Raw genomic sequence first — 18987 nt, forward strand, 5'->3', positions numbered from 1 at the left:
CTCTGGCATGACAAGCGACGAGTGACAGAAAGCGCCCCGGTCTATGGCGATAGTGCGGTCGGTGTCCCCTGGACGTCGATACGGGTCCATCACGGCGCGCCTGGCCGCGGTGACCGCCGCCGTGGCGCTGGTCGCCGGCTGCTCCTCCGGGCCGGGATCCGGCACCGCCGGCGCCTTCGTGCCCCCGCCGGTGCCGATGGCCGAGCCCGGCGCGGTCTCCGAGGGCGACCTCTACATGGTGGTGTGGGACGGCTACGCCGAGCCCCAGTGGGTCCAGCCCTTCGAGCACCAGACCGGCTGCACCGTGCACGCCGACAGCGCCGGCAGCTCCGACGAGATGGTCGCCGACGTCAAGTCCGGCCGCTACGACCTGGTCTCCGCCTCCGGTGACGCCAGCCTGCGGATGATAGCCAGCGGAGACGTGGCCCCGGTCGACGTCTCCAAGGTCCCCAGCTACGCGCAGATCAACACCACGCTGGAGAACAAGCGCTGGAACTCGGTGAACGGCGTGCCCTACGGCATCCCGCAGGGCCGCGGCGCCAATGTCCTGATCTACAACAAGGACAAGGTGGCCGCGCCGACCTCGCTGGGCGCGGTGTTCGAACCCGATCCCTCGGTGGCCGGCCACCTGTCGGTGTACGACTCCCCGATCAGCATCGCCGACGCCGCGCTGTACCTCATGCACAGCCAGCCGTCGCTGGGCATCAAGGACCCTTACTCGCTGCACCCGGCCCAGTTCCAGGCCGCCGTCGCCCTGCTGACCAAGCAGCGCGCCGCGGTCGGCGACTACTGGCCGAACACCGCGGCCCAGCAGGCCGCCTTCGCCAAGGGCGCGGACAGCATCGGCATCGGCTGGCAGGCGGTGGTGAACGGCCTGCAGAAGTCCGGGCACGCCGACATCGCCACCGCCAAGCCGGTCGAGGGCAGCACCGGCTGGTCGGACACCTGGATGGTCACCTCCACGGCGAAGAACCTGTCCTGCGCCTACAAGTGGCTGGACTACATCACCTCCGCCCCGATCAACGCCGAGGTCGCGGAGTACGTCGGCGAGGCCCCGGCGAACACCCAGGCGTGCACCAAGACCGCCGACCCTGGGTTCTGCGCCACGTACCACGCCGATGACCCGTCGTACTGGGCCAACGTCTACTACTGGGCCACGCCCACCGCGCACTGCCTGGACGGCACCGGCGACGACTGCGCGTCCTACCCGCAGTGGGTCGCGGCTTGGAACCGGATCAAACAGCAATGACCGCTCGGGGCAAGGGAGGCGGTGCGGACGTGACGCAGGGCTCGGGCGCCGATGTCGCCAACACCGGCACCACGGCCGGCACGACGGCCGGCAGCACAGCCGCGGCCACGGCCAAGCCGGTGGCGTTCCGCGGCCGGCTGCCGTTCCGCCGCCGCATGGACCTGCTGGTCGTGCTGCCCACCGTGGCCATGGCCGCGCTGATGACCCCGGTGGCGGTCCACGAGGTCAACGTGGCCGGGCAGTGGAACTCGGCGGCGGACTTCCTGTCCTCCTCCAAGTCCGTCAGCCAGCTGATCCAGGACCTGTCGCTGGAGCGCGACAAGGCCCAGGCGGCGATGAGCGGCGACCCGGACAAGGACCGCGAGTACCAGAGCGCCATCGCGGCCACCGACGCCCAGGTCGACCAGGTCACCCGGGACTTCGGCCAGACCGCCACGCCGACGCTGAAGGCCGCGCTGGCCGCCGTCTCCGACCTGAGCTATGTGCGTGAGCTGCCGGCCAGCGAGGGCATGTCGCAGAACTATGTGCTGCAGGCGCACGTCCAGCAGCTCGTCGACACCGTGTACGGCGCCATCGACTCGCAGATGGTCTCGGCCCTGGACTTCGGCGGCCACGCGGCCGCCGGGGGCCCGGCCGCCTCGCTGGAGTCCGAGCTGTCCGCGCTGTACTCCGGCGACATGGCCGAGAGCCAGCGCGAGGCCTCGCTGACCGCCTTCGCCTCCGGCCCCACCGAGTACAACGCCGGCGAGCAGTACGCCACCGCGCTGCGCTGGGACCAGGTCGCGCAGGTGCAGTTCGGGCTGGTGCAGCAGTCCACGGCCGCCTCCGACCGCGACGCCATCGCCGCGCTGCTGGACTCCACGCAGGCCCAGGTCTTCCGGAACTACCAGGGCAAGGCCGAGGCCCTGTACGGCCAGGCCTTCGACCCGGTCCGCGGGGTCAACGGCAACACCCAGGTCAACCTGCAGGACATCCAGACCCTGAGCGACCGCACCTCGCTGACCGCGGCCTTCGAGACCGCGAGCAACCAGCGCGAGGCCGCCGAGGCCCAGATCACCGACCGCATCATCGGCCTGGCCCGGGACAACGCCCGGCAGGCCGAGTTCACCGTCGGTCTGCTGATCGGGGTCGGCGTGCTGGCCGCCGGGGCGCTGATGGTGCTCTCCGCGCTGATCCGGCGCTCGGTGGTGCAGCCGGTGGTGGCGCTGACCGCGGCCGCCACCCGGGTGGCCCGGGCCGCCGCGGCCGACCTGGAACGCGTCACCGACGAGGACCTCGGCGCCAACGGCGAGCTGCCGGACTTCGAGGCCATCCCGGTGCCCACCGACGACGAGCTCGGCGACCTGGCGCTGGCGTTCAACAAGGTGCAGGAGACCGCGCTGCTGATGCTGGAGCGGCAGGTTACCATCCGGCGCAACACCGCGGAGATGTTCGGCAACGTAGGGCACCGGATCCACAACCTCACCGGGCGCCAGCTCTCGATCATCGACCAGGTGGAGCGCACCGAGACCGATCCGGTGCTGCTGGACCGGCTCTACCGCATCGACCACCTCGCGGTGCGTCTGCAACGCGGTGCCGACAGCCTCATCCTGCTCTCCGGCGAGCGCGAGGCGAACATCTCCGGCTCGCCGATGCGCCTGACCGACGTGGTCCGCTCGGCCGTCGGCCGGGTCGAGGGCTACCAGCGCGTGGTGCTGATCGCCGAGGACGACGCCATGGTCGCGCCGTCCGCGGTCGGCGACATGACGCTGATGGTCGCCGAACTGGTCGAGAACGCGGTGTCGTTCTCCCCGGCCAGCCAGCGGGTGGAGATCGCGGTCGGGCTGTCCGCGCGCGGGTTCGTGATCGAGATCGTGGACCGCGGCATGGGCATGTCCCCGGAGCAGATGGCGCAGGAGAACGCGCGCCTGGTGCGCCGCGAGCGCCTGGACCTGGCGCCGACCCGGGTGCTGGGGCTGTTCGTGGTGGGCCGGCTGTCGGTGCGCACCGGCGCCGCCGTGGAGCTGTCGCCGACCACCGGCGGCGGGACCACGGCGCGGGTGTACGTGCCCGGATTCCTGCTGGCCGGGCCGGTCACGGAGTCGGCCTCGACGCGGGCCCCGCGCGGGGACGCCGCCGAGGCCGCCGCGACCGGGGTGCCGGCCGCGGCGCCGGCGCCGCCCGCCAACGGGGTGCCGGCGCTGCCGTCCAGCCCGGCGCAGGCCCATGCTCAGGCCCTGGAGATGCGCGGGCGGCCGCCGCTGACGCCGGCGCAGCCGTTGCACGCGCCGCCGCCTTCGCGGCCGCGCGCGAATCCGGGCCCTGCGGCCGCGCTGCCGCCGGGGGCCGAGGGGCTGCCGCGCCGGGTGCCCGGGGCGTCGCAGCCGGGGGAGGCTTTCAGCCTGCCCACGCCGACTTCGGAGTTCGACGCTTACGCCACGCCGGGGAGTGCTGCCGGTTCGCCGGCCGCTCCCACCGCTCCCACTGTGCCCTTCGGGCCCGCCGGATACGCCGCCGACCAGGCCGGGCCGTACGCGGCTCCGTCGTATCAGCCTGCTCCCGTCGACTCTGCCGAGGCCGCCGCAGCTGCGGCCGCAGCCGCTGAAGGTGCCGCCGGATTTGTTGACGGCCAGCCAGGCGAGTTCGGCCAGAACAGCCAGCCGGGCCAGCCCGGGCAGCCCTCGTTCCAACGCTTCGAGCGCCCGGCGAACCCTGCCGAAGGCCAGTCGAAGTCGCCCTCGTTCCAGCAGTTCGACCGGACCCCGAACGCCGCCGAAGGCCAGTACGCACCGCCTTCGCCGGCGCCGGCAGCGTCACCCTCGCCCGCACCCTCGTATCAGCCGATCCAGCCCCAGGCGCCGGCGGGCCACCAGCCCCACCAGCCGCCGGCCGCCGGACCGGACGGCTCGTCGCTCCAGGCGTCCGGACTCGACGCGCTCGGCCGGCCCGGCGCGCCGGACGCCCCCGGAGCCCGGTACTCGCTCGGTCCGCTGGCCCCCGTGCCGCCCGAAGGCCTCGGCCGCCGGCGCGCGCTGGCCGGCGGCGAGACGCAGCACCTGCCGCACCAGCCCGTGCCCGAACCGCGCCGGGAGACCGGGATGCTGCCGGTGCGCCGGCCGCCCACGGTCCCGGCGCCGCCGCCGGCACCCGCTCCGGAAGCGCCTGGAATGGTTCCTCCCCACCAGCCGGCGCCGGAGCCGCCGCGGTTCGCCGCCGGCTCCGCCCCGGCCGCCCCGGCTGCCCCGCCCGGCGCCGTCACGCCGCCGAGCGCCACCACCCCGCAGCCCGCCGACGGGGCCCTGCCCCGCCGGGTCCGCAAGACGCCCTCGCATCCGGACTGGCCGACCAGCCAGATGCCGGTCGTGGGCGCCGACGGACCGGCCCAGCCGCAGGACGCGCGGGCCGTGCGGGACGCTTTGGAGGAGTTCGAAGCGGGCGTGGAACGAGCGAACCGCGACAGCGCCGACCAGATTCCGACCCGACGGCAGGCGGCCCGCCACGCGGGCCCGACCACGCCGGAGCGGGACGGGGAAGACCAATAGGAGGACGACACTCATGATCGGTTCTAACAGTGCCGCCCCGTGGGAGAGCGATGAACAGCGGCTCGCGGCCGACGCCGCGGACTTCACGTGGATGGTCGCCCGCTTCGCCAACGAGACCGCCGGCGTGGTCGACGCCATCGCGGTGTCGTCTGACGGGCTGTTGATCGCCGTCTCGCGCCCGCAGGACCCGGGGTCCTCCGAGCGGCTGGCCGCCGTGGTCTCCGGGATGACCTCGCTGGCCGCCGGCGCCGGCGGCAACTACGGCCTGGGCGCGCTGAACAAGGTCATCATCGACATGGAGGGCGGCTACCTGCTGATCACCCGGATCGGCAACGGCGCCGTGCTCGGCGCGGTCACCACGGCCGACGCCAAGCTGGCCAACGTCGCCTACGAGATGACGCTGTTCGCCAACCGCGTCGGCGCCGTCCTGAGCCCGGCGCTGATCATCGAGCTGAAGAACACCGTCGGCATGGGCGTCCCCGCGCGCAGACCGGGCGGTGGGCAGGGGTGACCGAGGCAGGCGGGGCGGGCCCCGCCGAGCAGCAGCAGGGCGACGCCGCCGAGCAGGTCTCGGCGGTGCGCCCGTTCCTGCTCACCGAAGGACGCGTGGTCGCCGAGGAGCAGTCGCTGCCGATGGAGACCCAGCTGGTCGCCACCCCCGAGGCGCTGGCCCAGCTGGAGGAGCCGCACCTGGCCTTCGAGCGCCGCGCCATCATCGAGACCTGCCGCGTCCCGGTCTCCCTGGCCGAACTGGCCGCCCGGCTGCGCCTGCACCTGAACGTGGTCCGCGTCCTGGTCGGCGACCTGCACACACGACAGCTGCTGACCGTCCACGTCCCCCGCGCGGCAGGCGGCTCGGATCTGGACATCTTGAGAAGGGTGATCGATGGCCTCCGCGCAATCCACACGTCAGGCGGACCCGGCCATGACTGAAGCCGCCACCACGGCGACCGCCACCCGCCCCCCGCAGCCGGTGAAGATGGTGATCTCCGGCGGCTTCGGCGTCGGCAAGACCACCGCCATCGGCGCGGTGAGCGAGATCGAGCCGCTGACCACCGAAGCCGCGATCACCGAGGTGGCGGCAGGCGTGGACGACACCAGCCTGACCCCCCGCAAGACCACCACCACCGTCGCGATGGACTTCGGCTGCCTGACCCTGGACCCCACCCTGAAGCTGTACATCTTCGGCACCCCGGGCCAGGACCGCTTCGGCTTCATGTGGAAGGACGTCACCGCCGGCGCCCTCGGCGCCCTGGTGGTCGTCGACTCCCGCCGCCTCGACGAGTGCTTCCCCGCCGTGGACTACTTCGAACGCGACGGAACCCCCTTCGCCATAGCGGTGAACGCCTTTGACGGCGTGCTGTCGCACTCCCTGCCCGCGGTGCGCTCGGCACTGGACGTCGCCCCGGAGGTCCCGGTCGTGGCTTTCGACGCGCGCAGCGCCGACTCGGTGCGGGAATCGCTGATCGTGGTTCTGGAGCATGCTCTGACGCGGGCTCGGGGGTATTAGGCGCGGGGCTGGGTGCGGTTCGGTCACTCGTTCGGGCGGAAAACCGGCCGGTATGCCCGGTTCGATGGTTTTTCCCCGAACGGGGGGATCGTGGCGCTATGTAGTGTCCCGATATGAGCTTCCGTTGGTACTACGTTGATGATTCCGGCTCACCTCAGAGCGGCTGGATCTGAAGTCTGAGCGCCGGATCATCGAGGACCCGGCACATCAACAAGCTCATCAGAGCTACCTCGTGCAGGCTGTCGACCTCGTGTCCTACGTGGCATACCAGGCGGTGCTGCGGGACCCGGTCCGGATGGCGGTGCACGACTGGTTCTACGACTACCTCGGGTCGGTCGGCGCGATTGTGCGGGTCTGATTCGAGGTTCGCGAGGCAGAAAAAAGCCGGAGCAGTTCCCAGGAAGTCCTGGCCGCCCCAGCGCGGCCACTATACGCACATCCCCCGAAACCGTACAACTGGTATCCCATCGCAAATCCCGTTGCCCCACCCCTATCGCGCATGGCCTCATAGTTCTCGTCTTCCAACGAACACGAATGCGAAAGAGGCAGGGTAGAAGCATGTACACGACAGTTCCCGGATCGACCGAGCAGAGCTCGCCGATCCGGATGTGGGCCGACCCGGAGTCTGTCGAACCGCAGGCGCTGGACCAGCTCCGAAACGTCGCGGCCCTGCCCTGGACGCACGGCGTCGCCGTGATGCCGGATGTGCACCTCGGGATCGGGGCGACGGTCGGGTCGGTCATCGCGATGAAGGGGGCTGTCTCGCCGGCGGCGGTGGGGGTCGACATCGGCTGTGGCATGTCCGCGGTCAAGACGACGCTTGTGGCCGATCAGCTGCCTGACAACCTCGGCAAGCTGCGGACGCGCATCGAGCAGGCGATTCCGGTCGGGCGGGGTGTGCACCACAAGGACGTGCGCCTCGACGCCGTGCAGGAGCCCGGTGCCAAGAAGCCGCTGCGGGGGTGGCACGACTTCTGGGAGGGCTTCGACGAGCTTGAGCCCTCCGTCACCCGGGGGAAGCGGGGGCGGGTGTCCGAGCAGATGGGGACGCTCGGCGGCGGCAACCACTTCCTCGAGGTGAACCTCGACGCGCAGGGCGGCGTCTGGCTCATGCTGCACTCCGGCTCCCGGGGCATCGGCAACCAGCTCGCCGCGCACCACATCGAGGTCGCGCGGACGCTCCCGCAGAACCAGGACCTCCCCGATCCGGACCTCGCGGTCTTCCTCGCGGACACGCCGCAGATGGCGGCCTACCGGCGCGATCTGTTCTGGGCGCAGGAGTACGCGCGGCGCAACCGGGCCGTGATGCTCTGGCTCTTCGCGGAAGTCATACGTAAGGAGTTCCCTAAGGTCGGCTTCGACAAGGCCATCTCCTGCCACCACAACTACGTGGCGGAGGAGACCTACGACGGTGTCGACGTCCTCGTCACCCGCAAGGGTGCGATCCGGGCCGGCGGCGGGGACCTGGGCATCATCCCCGGCTCCATGGGCACCGGCTCCTACATCGTCCGGGGGCTGGGGAACGACGCCGCGTACAACTCCGCCTCGCACGGTGCCGGCCGGCGCATGAGCCGGAACCAGGCGCGCAAGCAGTTCACCGTCGAGGACCTGAAGAAGCAGACCAAGGGTGTCGAGTGCCGGAAGGACCCCGGGGTCGTCGACGAGATCCCCGGCGCGTACAAGGACATCCGGTCGGTCATGGCGCGGCAGACCGACCTGGTGGAGATCGTCGCGGAACTCAAGCAGGTGGTCTGCGTCAAGGGCTGACCACCCGGCTGACCACCCGGCTGACCACCGAACCCGCCTGCCTTCCCCAGGCCGATGACCTCGGCCACCTTCGAACGGAAGGCAGGCGGCGCGTCAACCCGTACGATTTCCGGCTCTCAGCTTGACACGCTGTCACCGATCCAACCGCTCGCTCGGAGATACACTCGCCACATCGCCTTTGGCGCGAGTCGGTCACTCGATCACATTCACCACCATATCGAGTGCATCTGGCATTTCTGTATCGAGCACCGGCGGAGCCGACAGCGAGGTCGGTTCCGTTTTCGAACCGAACGAAGGATCTGGTCGCCATGAAGGTCGGCGTTCCCCGCGAACTCAAGAACAACGAGTACCGCGTCGCGATCACCCCCTCCGGGGTCCACGAGCTGGTCCGCAACGGCCACGAGGTCTTCGTCGAGAAGGACGCCGGCGCCGGCTCGTCCCTGTCCGACGAGCAGTACGTCGCCGCCGGCGCCACCATCCTGGCCACCGCCGACGAGGTCTGGGCCACCGGCGACCTGATCCTGAAGGTCAAGGAGCCGATCGCGGCGGAGTACCACCGCATGCGCCGGGACCAGATCCTGTTCACCTACCTGCACCTGGCAGCCTCCCGCGAGTGCACCGACGCCCTGCTGGACTCCGGCATCACCGCCATCGCCTACGAGACCGTGCAGCTGCCCGACGGCTCGCTGCCGCTGCTGGCCCCGATGTCCGAGGTGGCCGGCCGGATGGCGGCCCAGGTCGGCGCGGCCACCCTGCAGAAGGCCAACGGCGGCCGCGGCGTGCTGATGGGCGGCGTGCCCGGCGTGCAGGCCGCGAACGTGGTGGTCATCGGCGGCGGCGTCTCCGGCATCAACGCCGCGGTCATCGCCAAGGGCATGGGCGCCCAGGTCAAGCTGCTCGACAAGAGCATCGCCCGGCTGCGCCAGGTGGACGCCGACCAGTTCGGCTCGATCCAGACCCTGGCCTCCAACGCCTTCGAGATCGAGCAGGCCTGCCTGGAGGCAGACCTGGTCATCGGCGCGGTCCTGGTCCCCGGCGCCAAGGCGCCCAAGCTGGTCAGCAACGACCTGGTCTCGCGCATGAAGCCGGGCTCGGTGCTCGTCGACATCGCCATCGACCAGGGCGGCTGCTTCGAGGACTCGCACCCGACCACGCACGCCGAGCCGACCTTCCAGGTCCACGACTCGGTCTTCTACTGCGTGGCCAACATGCCCGGCGCGGTGCCCTACACCTCCACCTACGCGCTGACCAACGTCACGCTGCCCTACGCGGTCGAGATCGCGAACCTGGGCTGGAAGGAAGCCTGCCAGCGCGACCACGCCCTGGCGCTGGGCCTGAACACGCACGCCGGCCAGCTGACCTACCCGCAGGTCGGCGAGGCGCACGGCCTTCCGTCGCTGAAGCTGGACGAGGTCCTGGCCTGACGGCTGACGCTCCGAGCCAACTGAAAACGGCGCCGAAAAGGGCCCTGGCAAAGCGCCAGGGCCCTTTCAAGCTTGCCCGAAAGGCCTTCGGTCACTGCTGGTTGTACGGCGGCTGCTGCTGTCCCTGGTACGGCTGCTGCTGCCCCTGATAGGGCTGCTGTCCCTGGTAGGGCTGCTGCGCCTGGTACGGCTGCTGGGCCTGGTACGGGGCCTGGTTCGGGTCGAACGCCGGACCCGAGGGGCCGGCCGGTCCGCCCGGACCGCCCGCGCCGCCCTGGAACACCGCGGCCAGGTTCTTGATGTCGCCGCCCTTGGCGGTGAAGTCCAGGTAGGCGAACACCGCGACGATGACCGCCAGCACGACGCCCACGTACGTGCCCCACAGCGCGCCGACGCTCACCCCGACGCCGGAGGCGCTCGGGTAGGTCATCCAGCGCAGCAGCAGGACGACCACGGCCAGCACGCTGCCGGCGGCCTCCACGAACCCGACCATCAGCGGGGCGAGCGGCAGCCGGCCCATCGCCCCCAGCACGGCCACGGCCGCGACCGCGACGATCAGCAGCACCGAGAACCAGGCCCCGAACCCGGCACTCCACCCGCTGACGCTGGTCTGCACGCCCATCGCCTTCAGCTGCGAGCTGTCGCCGCCGCTGAGGCCGTACCAGCCGAAGAAGCTGTCGATCAGCATCAAAATTCCGCCGGCCACGATGACCTGGCCGTTGCGGCCCAGTCTGGCCTGGAGTTGCTTGAAGTCCATTGTGCCCGAAACCCCCACAAATTCAGTGCGTGACGAACGCACGTCCGGCACAGTGCCGGAACGACTGTTTTACGCCATGGGACCCCCACAAGTAAGGTCCCGCCCACAAAGCCCCGAGCAAACATCAGCCGAACGACACCCGACCTGCCGACCCATCAGAAACCTGATGGATCGCCGCGGGGTACGGTGACCCCGTGTCCGACGAGCTTGAATACCGTGTCAAGGCCCATCTGGAGCACCTGTCGGTCGAGCGGGGCCTGAGTTCCAACACCCTCGCCGCCTATCGGAGAGACCTCGCGCGGTACAGGGTTTTCTTGGATACGCGCGGGCGTGCAAATCTCAGCGATGTCGACCGTTCGGACATCGGCGCGTTTCTTGCGAGCCTCCAGGGCGGCGCGGCGTCGTCCGCGGCGCGGACGATGTCGGCCGTACGCGGTCTGCACCGCTTTGCGTTGTCCGAAGGCTGGGTCGGCGTCGACGTCACCGACGACGTGGCGCCGCCGCAGGTGCCGCTGCGGCTGCCCAAGGCGCTGCCGCTGGACGACATTGAGCGGCTGCTCGCGGCGACCGAGATCGACGAGCCCCTGGCGCTGCGCGACAGAGCCCTGCTGGAGTTCCTGTACAGCACCGGCGCGCGCGTCAGCGAGGCCGTGGCGCTGGACGTGGACGACGTCGACCGCGAAGACCGCACGGTCATCCTCGACGGCAAGGGCGGCAAGCAGCGCCTCGTCCCCGTCGGCTCCTACGCCTGCCGCGCCATCGACGACTACCTGGTCCGGCTGCGTCCCGAACTCGCGCGCAAAGCCAGATCAGGGACCGCGGGCGCGCTGTTCCTCAACGCGCGCGGCGGACGGCTGACACGTCAGGGCGCGTGGACGATCCTCGGCGCCGTGGCCGAGCGCGTGGGCCTGGCCGGCAAGGTCTCCCCGCACACCCTGCGGCACTCGTTCGCGACCCATCTGCTCGACGGGGGAGCGGACATCCGCACCGTGCAGGAGTTGTTGGGTCACAGTTCGGCCACGACCACCCAGATCTACACACGCGTGACCGTCGATCGGCTCCGTGAGGTGTACGCCACCAGCCATCCCAGAGCTCTGAACGGCTGATCGCGGTACGCTGACCGCTCGGGAAGCGCAGTCGCGCGGGGTGTCACGGGTACTCGGATGTGTACTGTGACACACCCGTGACCAACCATCCTGATATGAGATGACAGATAGCGGCCGCGCATACCGGTTCGGGTGATTTATCTCCTGTTTTCCGCCAGGAACCGGGTTGAAACGACCCCTGTGTGTCTCATTGCCTTGCTGTAATGACACCGTGCCCATAGAGTCACTCCAGCGATGAGAGTGGGCAAGTCGGTAAGGAGGTAGAACGACTTGTGAATGAGTCGACATTTGCCGCCGGTCAGGTGGTAGCACCGACCTCCGCCGCCCAGGGCGGCTCCGCCGGCGCGATGGCGTCTCAGACGGGGATCACGCCTGCTCCTCGTAATCCACAGCGTTCCGAGGACATGATGAACACGACTGACAAGACCTCCGACGCCGCTCGCGCCGGAGTGGAGTTCGACGATCCCTACGGCATCATCGAGGACGAACTCCGCTACCAGGACGGGTTCGACCCGGACGCGGAGATAGAGCCGGACCCCGACTACGCCGCCACGCTCGCGCCGGACCCGGCGACGCAGCGCCGCGAGCGGGTGGGGCCGACCGGCCGTCCGATGCCGCGGTTCCCGGTGCCCCGCCCCCCGGTCGAGCACGGCCCGGCGCGCATCATCGCGATGTGCAACCAGAAGGGCGGCGTCGGGAAGACCACGTCGACCATCAACCTGGGCGCCGCGCTGGCCGAGTACGGGCAGAAGGTGCTGCTGGTCGACTTCGACCCGCAGGGCGCGCTGTCGGTGGGCCTGGGCGTGAACCCGATGGAGCTGGACCGCACGGTCTACAACCTGCTGATGCACCGCGGGGTGAACGTCGAGGACGTGCTGCTCAAGACGGTGACGCCGGGCATGGACCTGCTGCCGTCGAACATCGACCTGTCGGCCGCCGAGGTGCAGCTGGTCACCGAGGTCGCCCGGGAGTCGGCGCTGGCGCGCACGCTCAAGCCGGTGATGCAGGACTACGACTTCATCATCATCGACTGCCAGCCCTCGCTGGGCCTGCTCACCGTCAACGCGCTGACGGCCGCGCACAGCGTGATCGTCCCGCTGGAGTGCGAGTTCTTCGCGCTGCGCGGCGTGGCGCTGCTGACCGAGACCATCGAGAAGGTCCGCGAGCGGCTGAACCCGGAGCTGGAGCTCGACGGCATCCTGGCCACGATGTACGACGCCCGCACCGTGCACGGCCGCGAGGTGCTGGCCCGCGTGGTCCAGGCCTTCGGCCCGCAGGTGTTCCACACCGTGATCGGCCGCACCGTCCGCTTCCCGGAGACCACCGTCGCCGGCGAGCCCATCACCTCGTACGCCTCGGCATCGGTCGGCGCCGCCGCCTACCGCCAGCTGGCGAGGGAGGTTCTGGTCCGGTGCCACGCCGGGTGAGGATGCCCGCGGCTGACGAGCTGTTCCGCACCACGGCCGGCAACGGCACGCTGGTGCGCGAGGGCCGGGAGGCCCGCGAGGACGAGAGCGCCGAGCGTCCGCCGGGCCGCGACCGGGGCGACCGGGGCGACCGGGGTCACACTCCGGTCGCGCCGCCGGCCGCGTCCGACGCGGCCGGGCCGAAGGCGCCGGGCAAGACGGTGCCCGCGCCGGCGGTCTCCGCCGAGGAGGCGGCGGCCGCGGTACAGGCTTCAGCGACGTCGGCGACTTCAGCGGCATCGGCGGCATCGGCGGCTGAGCCGGCGGTTCCGGCACCGGAAGTCGCCCCGCCGGCCCCGCCGGCTCAAACCCGCAAGGTCACGGCCCCGCGCCGGCCGAGCGGCCGCGAGCGCCACGACGAGAAGATCACCGTCTACGTGTCCCCGGACGAGCTCATCGGCTTGGAGCACGCGCGCATCATGCTGCGCGGCGAGTACGGCCTGGCGGTGGACCGCGGGCGCATCGTGCGCGAGGCCGTGGCCGCGCTGCTGGCCGACCTCGACGCGCGCGGGCGGGACAGCATCCTGGTCAAGCGGCTGTCGGCCGGCGGGTGACCGCTAGAGTGCAAGCGTGACTCTGGAAGTGGACCAAGCCGCGGCGGATGCGGATGCGGCGAGTGCGGGGGACGTGGCGGACGCGTCCAGCACTCCTGGCACGTCCGATGCCGCTGCGGCCGAGGCTGCTCCCGCCGAGAAAGCCCCGGCCGGCACCGAGGACACCGCGGTCCGCGTCGAGGGCTTCCAGGTCAGCCTCCCGGAGTTCGAGGGCCCCTTCGACCTGCTCCTGGGCCTGATCGCCAAGCACAAACTGGACGTCACCACCCTGGCGCTGTCCAAGGTCACCGACGAGTTCATCGCCTACATCCGCGCCATGGGCGACTCCTGGGACCTGGACCAGGCCTCGGAGTTCCTGGTCATCGCCGCGACCCTGCTGGACCTGAAGGCAGCGCGTCTCCTCCCGGCCGCCGAGGTCGAGGACGAAGGCGACCTGGCCCTGCTGGAAGCGCGCGACCTGCTGTTCGCCCGCCTGCTCCAGTACAAGGCCTACAAGCAGGTCGCCACCGACCTCGGCCGCCGCCACGCCGCCGCCGGCCGCATGTTCCCGCGCTCGGTGAAGCTGGAACCGTCCTTCGCGGACCTGCTCCCCGAAGTGATCATCAACCTCACCCCCGAGCAGTTCGCCGCCCTTGCGATCAAGGCCATGACCCCGAAGACCCCGCCGGAGGTCTCGGTCACGCACCTGCACGGCAGCAAGGTCAGCGTCCGCGAACAGGTGGCGGTCCTGATCGCGAAGATGCGCGAGTTCCGCAAAGCCTCCTTCGAAAAGCTGTGCGAAGACGCCCCGGACACCCTGACCATCGTCGCCCGCTTCCTCGGCCTCCTGGAACTCTTCCGCGAAGCGGCGGTGATGTTCGACCAGCCCGACGCCTTCGCCGAACTGACCATCTCCTGGACCGGCACCGAGGAAGGCGACCTGAAGGTCGCGGTCGACGAGTTCGACCGCAGCGCCCCGGCGGACGAGGAGACGGCCGAGGCGGAGCTGGAAGCGGTGGACGAACAGTGGGAAGCGGGAGAGCTGGAATGAGCGACGACTGGGAGTACGAGAGCCCGGAGTACGCCGCCGAGGGCGACGACGGCGCTGCTGCCGAGACGGCTTCCGCTGCCGCCGAATCTTCGGCTGCCGGCGAGCAGGCCGCCGGGCCCGCTGCTGCCGCCGCTGCCGAGTCTTCGGCCGCCGACCAGGTTGCTGAGCCTGCTGAATCGCCCGCTGCCGAGGCTTCTGCTGGCGCCGATCAGGTCGCTGAGCCTTCTCTGCCGCGCGCCGAGCCCGCCATCACCACCGCCTTCCCCGCCCCGCGCAGCGAATCCAAGTCCCCGCTGCCGTCCCCGCGCACCGAGGCCGAGCCCTCCCTCGCCGCCCTCGACGAAGCCACCTGGCAGCTCTCCACCGACATGGCGCCCCTCCCGCCGCTGCGGCAGTGCCTGGAGGCGATCCTCCTGGTGGTCGAGGAACCGGTCGCCGACGTCGTCCTGGCTCAGATCACCGAGCGCCCGCGCGACGAGGTCGTCCAGACTCTCCACGAGCTTTCCGCCGAGTACACCGAGCAGCAGCGCGGCTTCGACCTCCGGCAGGTTGCCGGCGGCTGGCGCCTCTACACTCGCGCGGCGTGTGCGCCGCTCGTCGAGAAGTTCGTTCTCGACGGTCAGCAGGCCAAGCTCAGTCAGCCCGCGCTGGAGACCCTCGCCGTCGTCGCGTACCGCCAGCCGGTCAGCCGGTCGCGCATCTCTGCGGTGCGCGGCGTGAACTGCGACGGCGTCATGCGCACGCTGCTCACCCGCGGCCTGATCGAGGAGGCCGGCACCGACGTGGACTCCGGCGCCATCCTCTACCGCACCACGCTTCTCTTCCTGGAGAAGATGGGCATGCGCACGCTCGACGAGCTGCCGGAGCTGGCACCGTTGCTGCCCTCGGTGGAGTCGATGGAGGAAAACGAGTCGCTGGCCTGACACGCCGGCCTCATCCGCGCTGGTGGCGGCATTTCGACCCACGCCGAAACCGGGATGAATCAGGCATCGATCATCTCTGTGTCAACTGAGCAATACGTTGTCGGCGCGGCCCACTACTCTTCCCGCCATGACCGAACCTCAAACCAACCAGCCGCCCTACCAGGGCATATCTGGTCCCGGCGGGAGCTACGCGCCGGTTCAGGACCAGATGCCCTATGGTGCGCAGCCGCAGAACCCCTATGGCCAGCAGAACCCGCATGGCCAGCAGCAGAACCCTTACGCCCAGGCCCCGCAGAACCCGTACGGCAACGGCGGCCCCGCCAACTACGGCCCGGCCCCCAAGCGCAAGCGCCGCCCGATCCTGCTGTACGTCCGCCTCGGCGTGGTCGCCGTCATCGTGATCGGTGGCGGCATCAGCTACCTGGTCAACAACGCCCACAAGTCCCACCGCGACGCCTCCGGCACCATCAGCAAGGCCGGCACCCTGGACGCCGTCAGCCTCCACGCCGGCGACTGCTACGAGAAGCCGACCGACGCCGCGACCGGCTTCGCCTCGGTGAAGGCGATCCCCTGCACCCAGCCCCACGACGCGCAGGCGTTCTACAGCTTCACCTACCCCGGTGCCACCTCCGTGGCCCCGACCGACGACGAGCTGACGACCAACGCCCAGCCGCTCTGCGAAAGCGCGGCCAAGACCAAGGTCGACGAGTCCAAGCTGCCGCAGAACGCGCAGCCGAGCATGCTCTTCGCCGACGACAGCACCTGGGCGCAGGGCTACCATGACATCACCTGCGTCTACGAGAACGACACCGACTACACCGGCTCCATCATCAAGAGCTGAACGGCCAGAGCTGAACAGCCAGAGCTGAACGGCCAGAGCCAGACGGCCGCCGGCCCGCACACATCGGGCGTGTAGCCCGGCTGAACGAGGGCGGACGAGCGGGGGTCCCAGATAGGGGACAATGGTTGCCATGAACACCCCCGCTCGCCGTTCCCAGCCCAGTAAGTCCGGTGGAGGCCGCGGCTCCGGCTCCGCCGGTGGATCCCGGGGATCCGGCTCCGGCGGCTCTGGCGGCTCCGCGGGCTCCCGGCAGACCGGAGCGGGATCCGGCGGACGCAAGCCCGCCCCCGCCGGCGGACGTTCCCCCGGCAAGTCCAGCGCCCGCCCCGCAGGCGCCGGTTCCGGCTCTGCATCCGGTGCCGGAGCAACCTCCGGCGGCCGCGACTGGCGCGACTACGACCCCTTCGCCGACCCCAACGAAGAAGGCGTCCGCCTCCAGAAAGTCCTGGCCCAGGCCGGCGTCGGCAGCCGCCGTGTCAGCGAGGACCTGATCGCCGCCGGCCGCGTCGAGGTCAACGGCGAGATCGTGCGCCACCAGGGCATGCGCGTGGACCCCGAGACCGCGGTGATCCGCGTGGACGGCATGCGCATCTCCACCGCCGAGGGCATCGTCCACTTCGCCTTCAGCAAGCCGGTCGGCGTGGTCTCCGCGATGGACGACCCGGACCGCCCCAACCTCGGCGACTACGTCCGCGGCCGCAACGAGCGCCTGTTCCACGTCGGCCGCCTCGACATCGACACCGAGGGCCTGATCCTGCTCACCAACGACGGCGAGCTCGCGCACCGGCTGGCGCACCCCTCCTACGAGATCCGCAAGGTCTACCGCGCGCAGGTCTACGGCACCGTCCCGAAGGACCTGGGCCGCCGCCTGCGCGAGGGCGTGGACCTGGAGGACGGCCTGGCCCGCGTGGACCACTTCCGCCTCCTGGACTCCGTGGGCCGCAACGCGCTGGTGGAGATCACCATCCACGAGGGCCGCAACCGCATCATCCGCCGCATCATGGAGGCCGTCGGGCTCCCGGTGCGCGGCCTGGTGCGGACCAAGTTCGGGCCGATCTCGCTCGGCGACCAGAAGCAGGAGCGGCTGCGTCCGCTCAACAAGGAAGAGGTCGGCGCGATCTACAAGGCCGTCGGGCTCTAAAGAGCACTACAGAAAAGCGCCACAGAAAAGCACCACCAACGCGAAGCGCCCCCGGATCATCCGGGGGCGCTTCGCGATTTACTTCAGTACTTCAGGCACCTCACGCCGCAGCAGCCACAGCCTTCGCGGCCCGCTCGTGCTTGTCCAGCCGGTACAGGTGGAAGGAGAACACCACCGCCACCAGCGTCACCACCACGCCGGCGCCCGACAGGTAGGCCATGGCGTGGCCCGCGGAGTGCACCGCGTGCCCGGCGGCGATCGTCAGGTACAGCGTGCCCAGCGAGGCGATGCCCACGACCTGCGCCAGCTGCGCGTTCGTGGCCAGCGTGCCGGAGGCGTCGGCCGCGTCGGTGACCGGCACCCGCATCAGGGCCAGCGTCATCGTCGGGGCGTTGCCCAGGCCGATGCCCAGACCGAAGACCATCTGGTTCAGGTAGAACCACAGGCCGCCGTAGCCGCCGTCCTTGAACATCCAGATCTGCGCCGCCATGCTGGCCGCGCCGACCAGCAGGCCGAGCACCGACAGTCGGCGGACCAGGTGCGCCGGGATGTTCCGCCAGAAGTAGCTCACCAGGCCGAACGAGGCCGCGCACGGGGCGAAGGCCAGGCCGGTCTTCAGCGCGCTGAAGCCCAGCGCGCCCTGCAGGTGGATCGCGGTGGCGAACAGGTTGCCGGCGTAGACCGTCATGACCAGGAAGATCACGACCAGCGAGGGCTTCATCCCGGACATCGACAGGATCCGGCCCGGCAGGATCGGCGGGGTGCCGCGGCGCGCCACCCGGCGCTCGACGGCCAGGAACAGCGCCAGCAGCGGCACGGTCAGGGCCAGCAGCACCCAGCCCCAGACCGGCCAGTGCTCGTCGTGGCCCAGCACCAGCGGCACCACCAGGGCCAGGATGGTCGGCGACAGGGTCAGCACGCCGGCCAGGTCCACCTTGTTGCCGGCCGCGGTGTTCTGCGGCTTCACCGAGGGCAGCGAGCGCATCGCCGCGATGTACAGCACGATCCCGATCGGCACGTTCACCAGGAACACCGGCCGCCACGACCACCCGAACAGGTTCGCGGTCACCAGCACGCCGCCGAGCACCTGCCCGACCACGATCCCGGAGGCCAGCACCGCGGTCCAGGCGCTCATCGCCTTGGCCCGGGCCTCGCCCTGGAAGTTCTGCTGGATCAGGCTGAGCACCTGCGGCAGCATGATCGCCGCGGCTATGCCCTGGATCACCCGGAAGACGATCAGCTCGCCGCTGTTCTGCGCGACGCCGCAGGCCAGCGAGGCGATGGTGAAGCCGGCCAGCCCGGCCTTGAACAGCCGCTCGTGGCCCAGGATGCGGCCCAGCCGGGCCCCGGTCACCAGCAGCACCGCGTAGGCGATGATGTAGCCGGCGGCGACCAGCTGCAGGCTGGCGCCGTTGGCGTGCAGCTTCTCGCGGATGCTGGGCAGTGCCACGTTGACGATCGAGCCGTCCAGCAGGGCCATGAAGTAGCCGACCAGGATGGTGGCCAGGATCAGCCCCGACCGGCGGTTGCCGGCCGGGGCGTCCGCAGCGCCCGGCGTACGCTGGTGTCTTGGCGGGTTTAAGGTCGCGGCGCCCGCGCCGGCGGAGGTCGTCATCTGGTTCGGTCCGGTCCCGGACGCGCTCAAGGTCTTGGTCACAACACCAGGATGCGCCGGACTTTATGGGGGTACCAGGAGTC

At 70.5% G+C, this 18987-nt stretch carries 17 protein-coding genes; 15 read left to right on the forward strand and 2 right to left on the reverse strand.

Translation table 11 applies throughout. The features are described 5' to 3' along the window. Positions 1-61: 61 nt before the first annotated feature. The 8 genes from ABH920_RS39950 to ald all read left to right on the forward strand — a co-directional run bounded on the left by ABH920_RS39950 (position 62) and on the right by ald (position 9471). Complete coding sequence (locus tag ABH920_RS39950) at positions 62-1249, forward strand: ABC transporter substrate-binding protein (protein ID WP_370354511.1); 1188 nt, start codon at positions 62-64, stop codon at positions 1247-1249. Next, a complete protein-coding gene (locus tag ABH920_RS39955; RefSeq protein WP_370354512.1) occupies positions 1246-4770 on the forward strand; it encodes an ATP-binding protein in 3525 nt (1174 codons plus the stop codon). Before ABH920_RS39950 ends, ABH920_RS39955 begins: the two co-directional genes overlap by 4 nt. Before the next feature lie 13 nt (positions 4771-4783). Further along, positions 4784-5281 carry a roadblock/LC7 domain-containing protein gene (locus ABH920_RS39960; protein WP_370354513.1) on the forward strand — a complete coding sequence of 166 codons (498 nt, stop codon included), beginning with the start codon at positions 4784-4786 and terminating at the stop codon, positions 5279-5281. Then, entirely contained in the window at positions 5278-5703 is a 426-nt protein-coding gene (locus ABH920_RS39965; protein ID WP_370354514.1) for a DUF742 domain-containing protein, read from the forward strand. Before ABH920_RS39960 ends, ABH920_RS39965 begins: the two co-directional genes overlap by 4 nt. After that, the gene (locus ABH920_RS39970) at positions 5696-6280 is read left to right on the forward strand and encodes an ATP/GTP-binding protein (protein WP_370354515.1); all 585 of its coding nucleotides are present in this window, start codon (positions 5696-5698) and stop codon (positions 6278-6280) included. Before ABH920_RS39965 ends, ABH920_RS39970 begins: the two co-directional genes overlap by 8 nt. A 232-nt stretch (positions 6281-6512) precedes the next feature. Next, complete coding sequence (locus ABH920_RS39975) at positions 6513-6638, forward strand: hypothetical protein (protein WP_370354516.1); 126 nt, start codon at positions 6513-6515, stop codon at positions 6636-6638. Between the two features lie 200 nt (positions 6639-6838). Continuing rightward, positions 6839-8047, forward strand: a complete 1209-nt coding sequence (locus ABH920_RS39980) for an RtcB family protein (RefSeq protein ID WP_370354517.1) — start codon at positions 6839-6841, stop codon at positions 8045-8047. Positions 8048-8355: 308 nt separating this feature from the next. Next, positions 8356-9471 carry an alanine dehydrogenase gene (ald, locus tag ABH920_RS39985; RefSeq protein WP_370354518.1) on the forward strand — a complete coding sequence of 372 codons (1116 nt, stop codon included), beginning with the start codon at positions 8356-8358 and terminating at the stop codon, positions 9469-9471. 91 nt (positions 9472-9562) lie between these two features. On the opposite strand, the gene ABH920_RS39990 is transcribed toward ald, so the two are convergent. Then, positions 9563-10228, reverse strand: a complete 666-nt coding sequence (locus tag ABH920_RS39990; protein ID WP_370354519.1) for a hypothetical protein — start codon at positions 10226-10228, stop codon at positions 9563-9565. A gap of 194 nt (positions 10229-10422) precedes the next feature. Between ABH920_RS39990 and xerD the strand changes: the two genes are divergently transcribed. From xerD to ABH920_RS40025, 7 genes are all read left to right on the forward strand, one after another. Further along, entirely contained in the window at positions 10423-11334 is a 912-nt protein-coding gene (gene xerD, locus ABH920_RS39995; protein WP_370354520.1) for a site-specific tyrosine recombinase XerD, read from the forward strand. A 407-nt stretch (positions 11335-11741) separates the two neighbouring features. Next, positions 11742-12761, forward strand: a complete 1020-nt coding sequence (locus ABH920_RS40000) for a ParA family protein (RefSeq protein WP_370354595.1) — start codon at positions 11742-11744, stop codon at positions 12759-12761. A gap of 2 nt (positions 12762-12763) precedes the next feature. Then, positions 12764-13354: a hypothetical protein gene (locus ABH920_RS40005; protein WP_370354521.1), complete on the forward strand. Its 591-nt coding sequence runs from the start codon at positions 12764-12766 to the stop codon at positions 13352-13354. Positions 13355-13370: 16 nt separating this feature from the next. Beyond that, positions 13371-14384 (forward strand): ScpA family protein, encoded by a 1014-nt coding sequence (locus tag ABH920_RS40010; protein ID WP_370354522.1) that lies wholly within the window; start codon positions 13371-13373, stop codon positions 14382-14384. Positions 14385-14752: 368 nt separating this feature from the next. Beyond that, positions 14753-15307, forward strand: a complete 555-nt coding sequence (gene scpB / locus ABH920_RS40015) for an SMC-Scp complex subunit ScpB (protein WP_370354596.1) — start codon at positions 14753-14755, stop codon at positions 15305-15307. A 127-nt stretch (positions 15308-15434) separates the two neighbouring features. Further along, on the forward strand, positions 15435-16148 hold the full coding sequence (locus ABH920_RS40020) for a septum formation family protein (RefSeq protein WP_370354523.1): 714 nt from the start codon (positions 15435-15437) through the stop codon (positions 16146-16148). A 130-nt stretch (positions 16149-16278) separates the two neighbouring features. Continuing rightward, on the forward strand, positions 16279-17289 hold the full coding sequence (locus ABH920_RS40025) for a pseudouridine synthase (protein ID WP_370354524.1): 1011 nt from the start codon (positions 16279-16281) through the stop codon (positions 17287-17289). A 100-nt stretch (positions 17290-17389) separates the two neighbouring features. Here the strand turns inward: ABH920_RS40025 and ABH920_RS40030 are convergent, their stop codons facing one another. Further along, positions 17390-18946 carry an MFS transporter gene (locus ABH920_RS40030; protein WP_370354525.1) on the reverse strand — a complete coding sequence of 519 codons (1557 nt, stop codon included), beginning with the start codon at positions 18944-18946 and terminating at the stop codon, positions 17390-17392. Between the last annotated feature and the right edge of the window lie 41 nt (positions 18947-18987).

The organism is Catenulispora sp. EB89, from assembly GCF_041261445.1.
GTDB lineage: Bacteria > Actinomycetota > Actinomycetes > Streptomycetales > Catenulisporaceae > Catenulispora.

What these genes read in the sequence shown, in the direction of transcription:
- ABH920_RS39955 (WP_370354512.1), top strand. Translation starts at nt 1,246, where the DNA reads ATGACCGCTCGGGGCAAGGGAGGCGGTGCGGACGTGACGCAGGGCTCG.
- ABH920_RS39960 (WP_370354513.1), top strand. Translation starts at nt 4,784, where the DNA reads ATGATCGGTTCTAACAGTGCCGCCCCGTGGGAGAGCGATGAACAGCGG.
- ABH920_RS39970 (WP_370354515.1), top strand. Translation starts at nt 5,696, where the DNA reads ATGACTGAAGCCGCCACCACGGCGACCGCCACCCGCCCCCCGCAGCCG.
- ABH920_RS39980 (WP_370354517.1), top strand. Translation starts at nt 6,839, where the DNA reads ATGTACACGACAGTTCCCGGATCGACCGAGCAGAGCTCGCCGATCCGG.
- ald (WP_370354518.1), top strand. Translation starts at nt 8,356, where the DNA reads ATGAAGGTCGGCGTTCCCCGCGAACTCAAGAACAACGAGTACCGCGTC.
- ABH920_RS39990 (WP_370354519.1), bottom strand. Translation starts at nt 10,228, where the DNA reads ATGGACTTCAAGCAACTCCAGGCCAGACTGGGCCGCAACGGCCAGGTC.
- ABH920_RS40000 (WP_370354595.1), top strand. Translation starts at nt 11,742, where the DNA reads ATGAACACGACTGACAAGACCTCCGACGCCGCTCGCGCCGGAGTGGAG.
- ABH920_RS40005 (WP_370354521.1), top strand. Translation starts at nt 12,764, where the DNA reads ATGCCCGCGGCTGACGAGCTGTTCCGCACCACGGCCGGCAACGGCACG.
- scpB (WP_370354596.1), top strand. Translation starts at nt 14,753, where the DNA reads ATGGCGCCCCTCCCGCCGCTGCGGCAGTGCCTGGAGGCGATCCTCCTG.
- ABH920_RS40020 (WP_370354523.1), top strand. Translation starts at nt 15,435, where the DNA reads ATGACCGAACCTCAAACCAACCAGCCGCCCTACCAGGGCATATCTGGT.
- ABH920_RS40025 (WP_370354524.1), top strand. Translation starts at nt 16,279, where the DNA reads ATGAACACCCCCGCTCGCCGTTCCCAGCCCAGTAAGTCCGGTGGAGGC.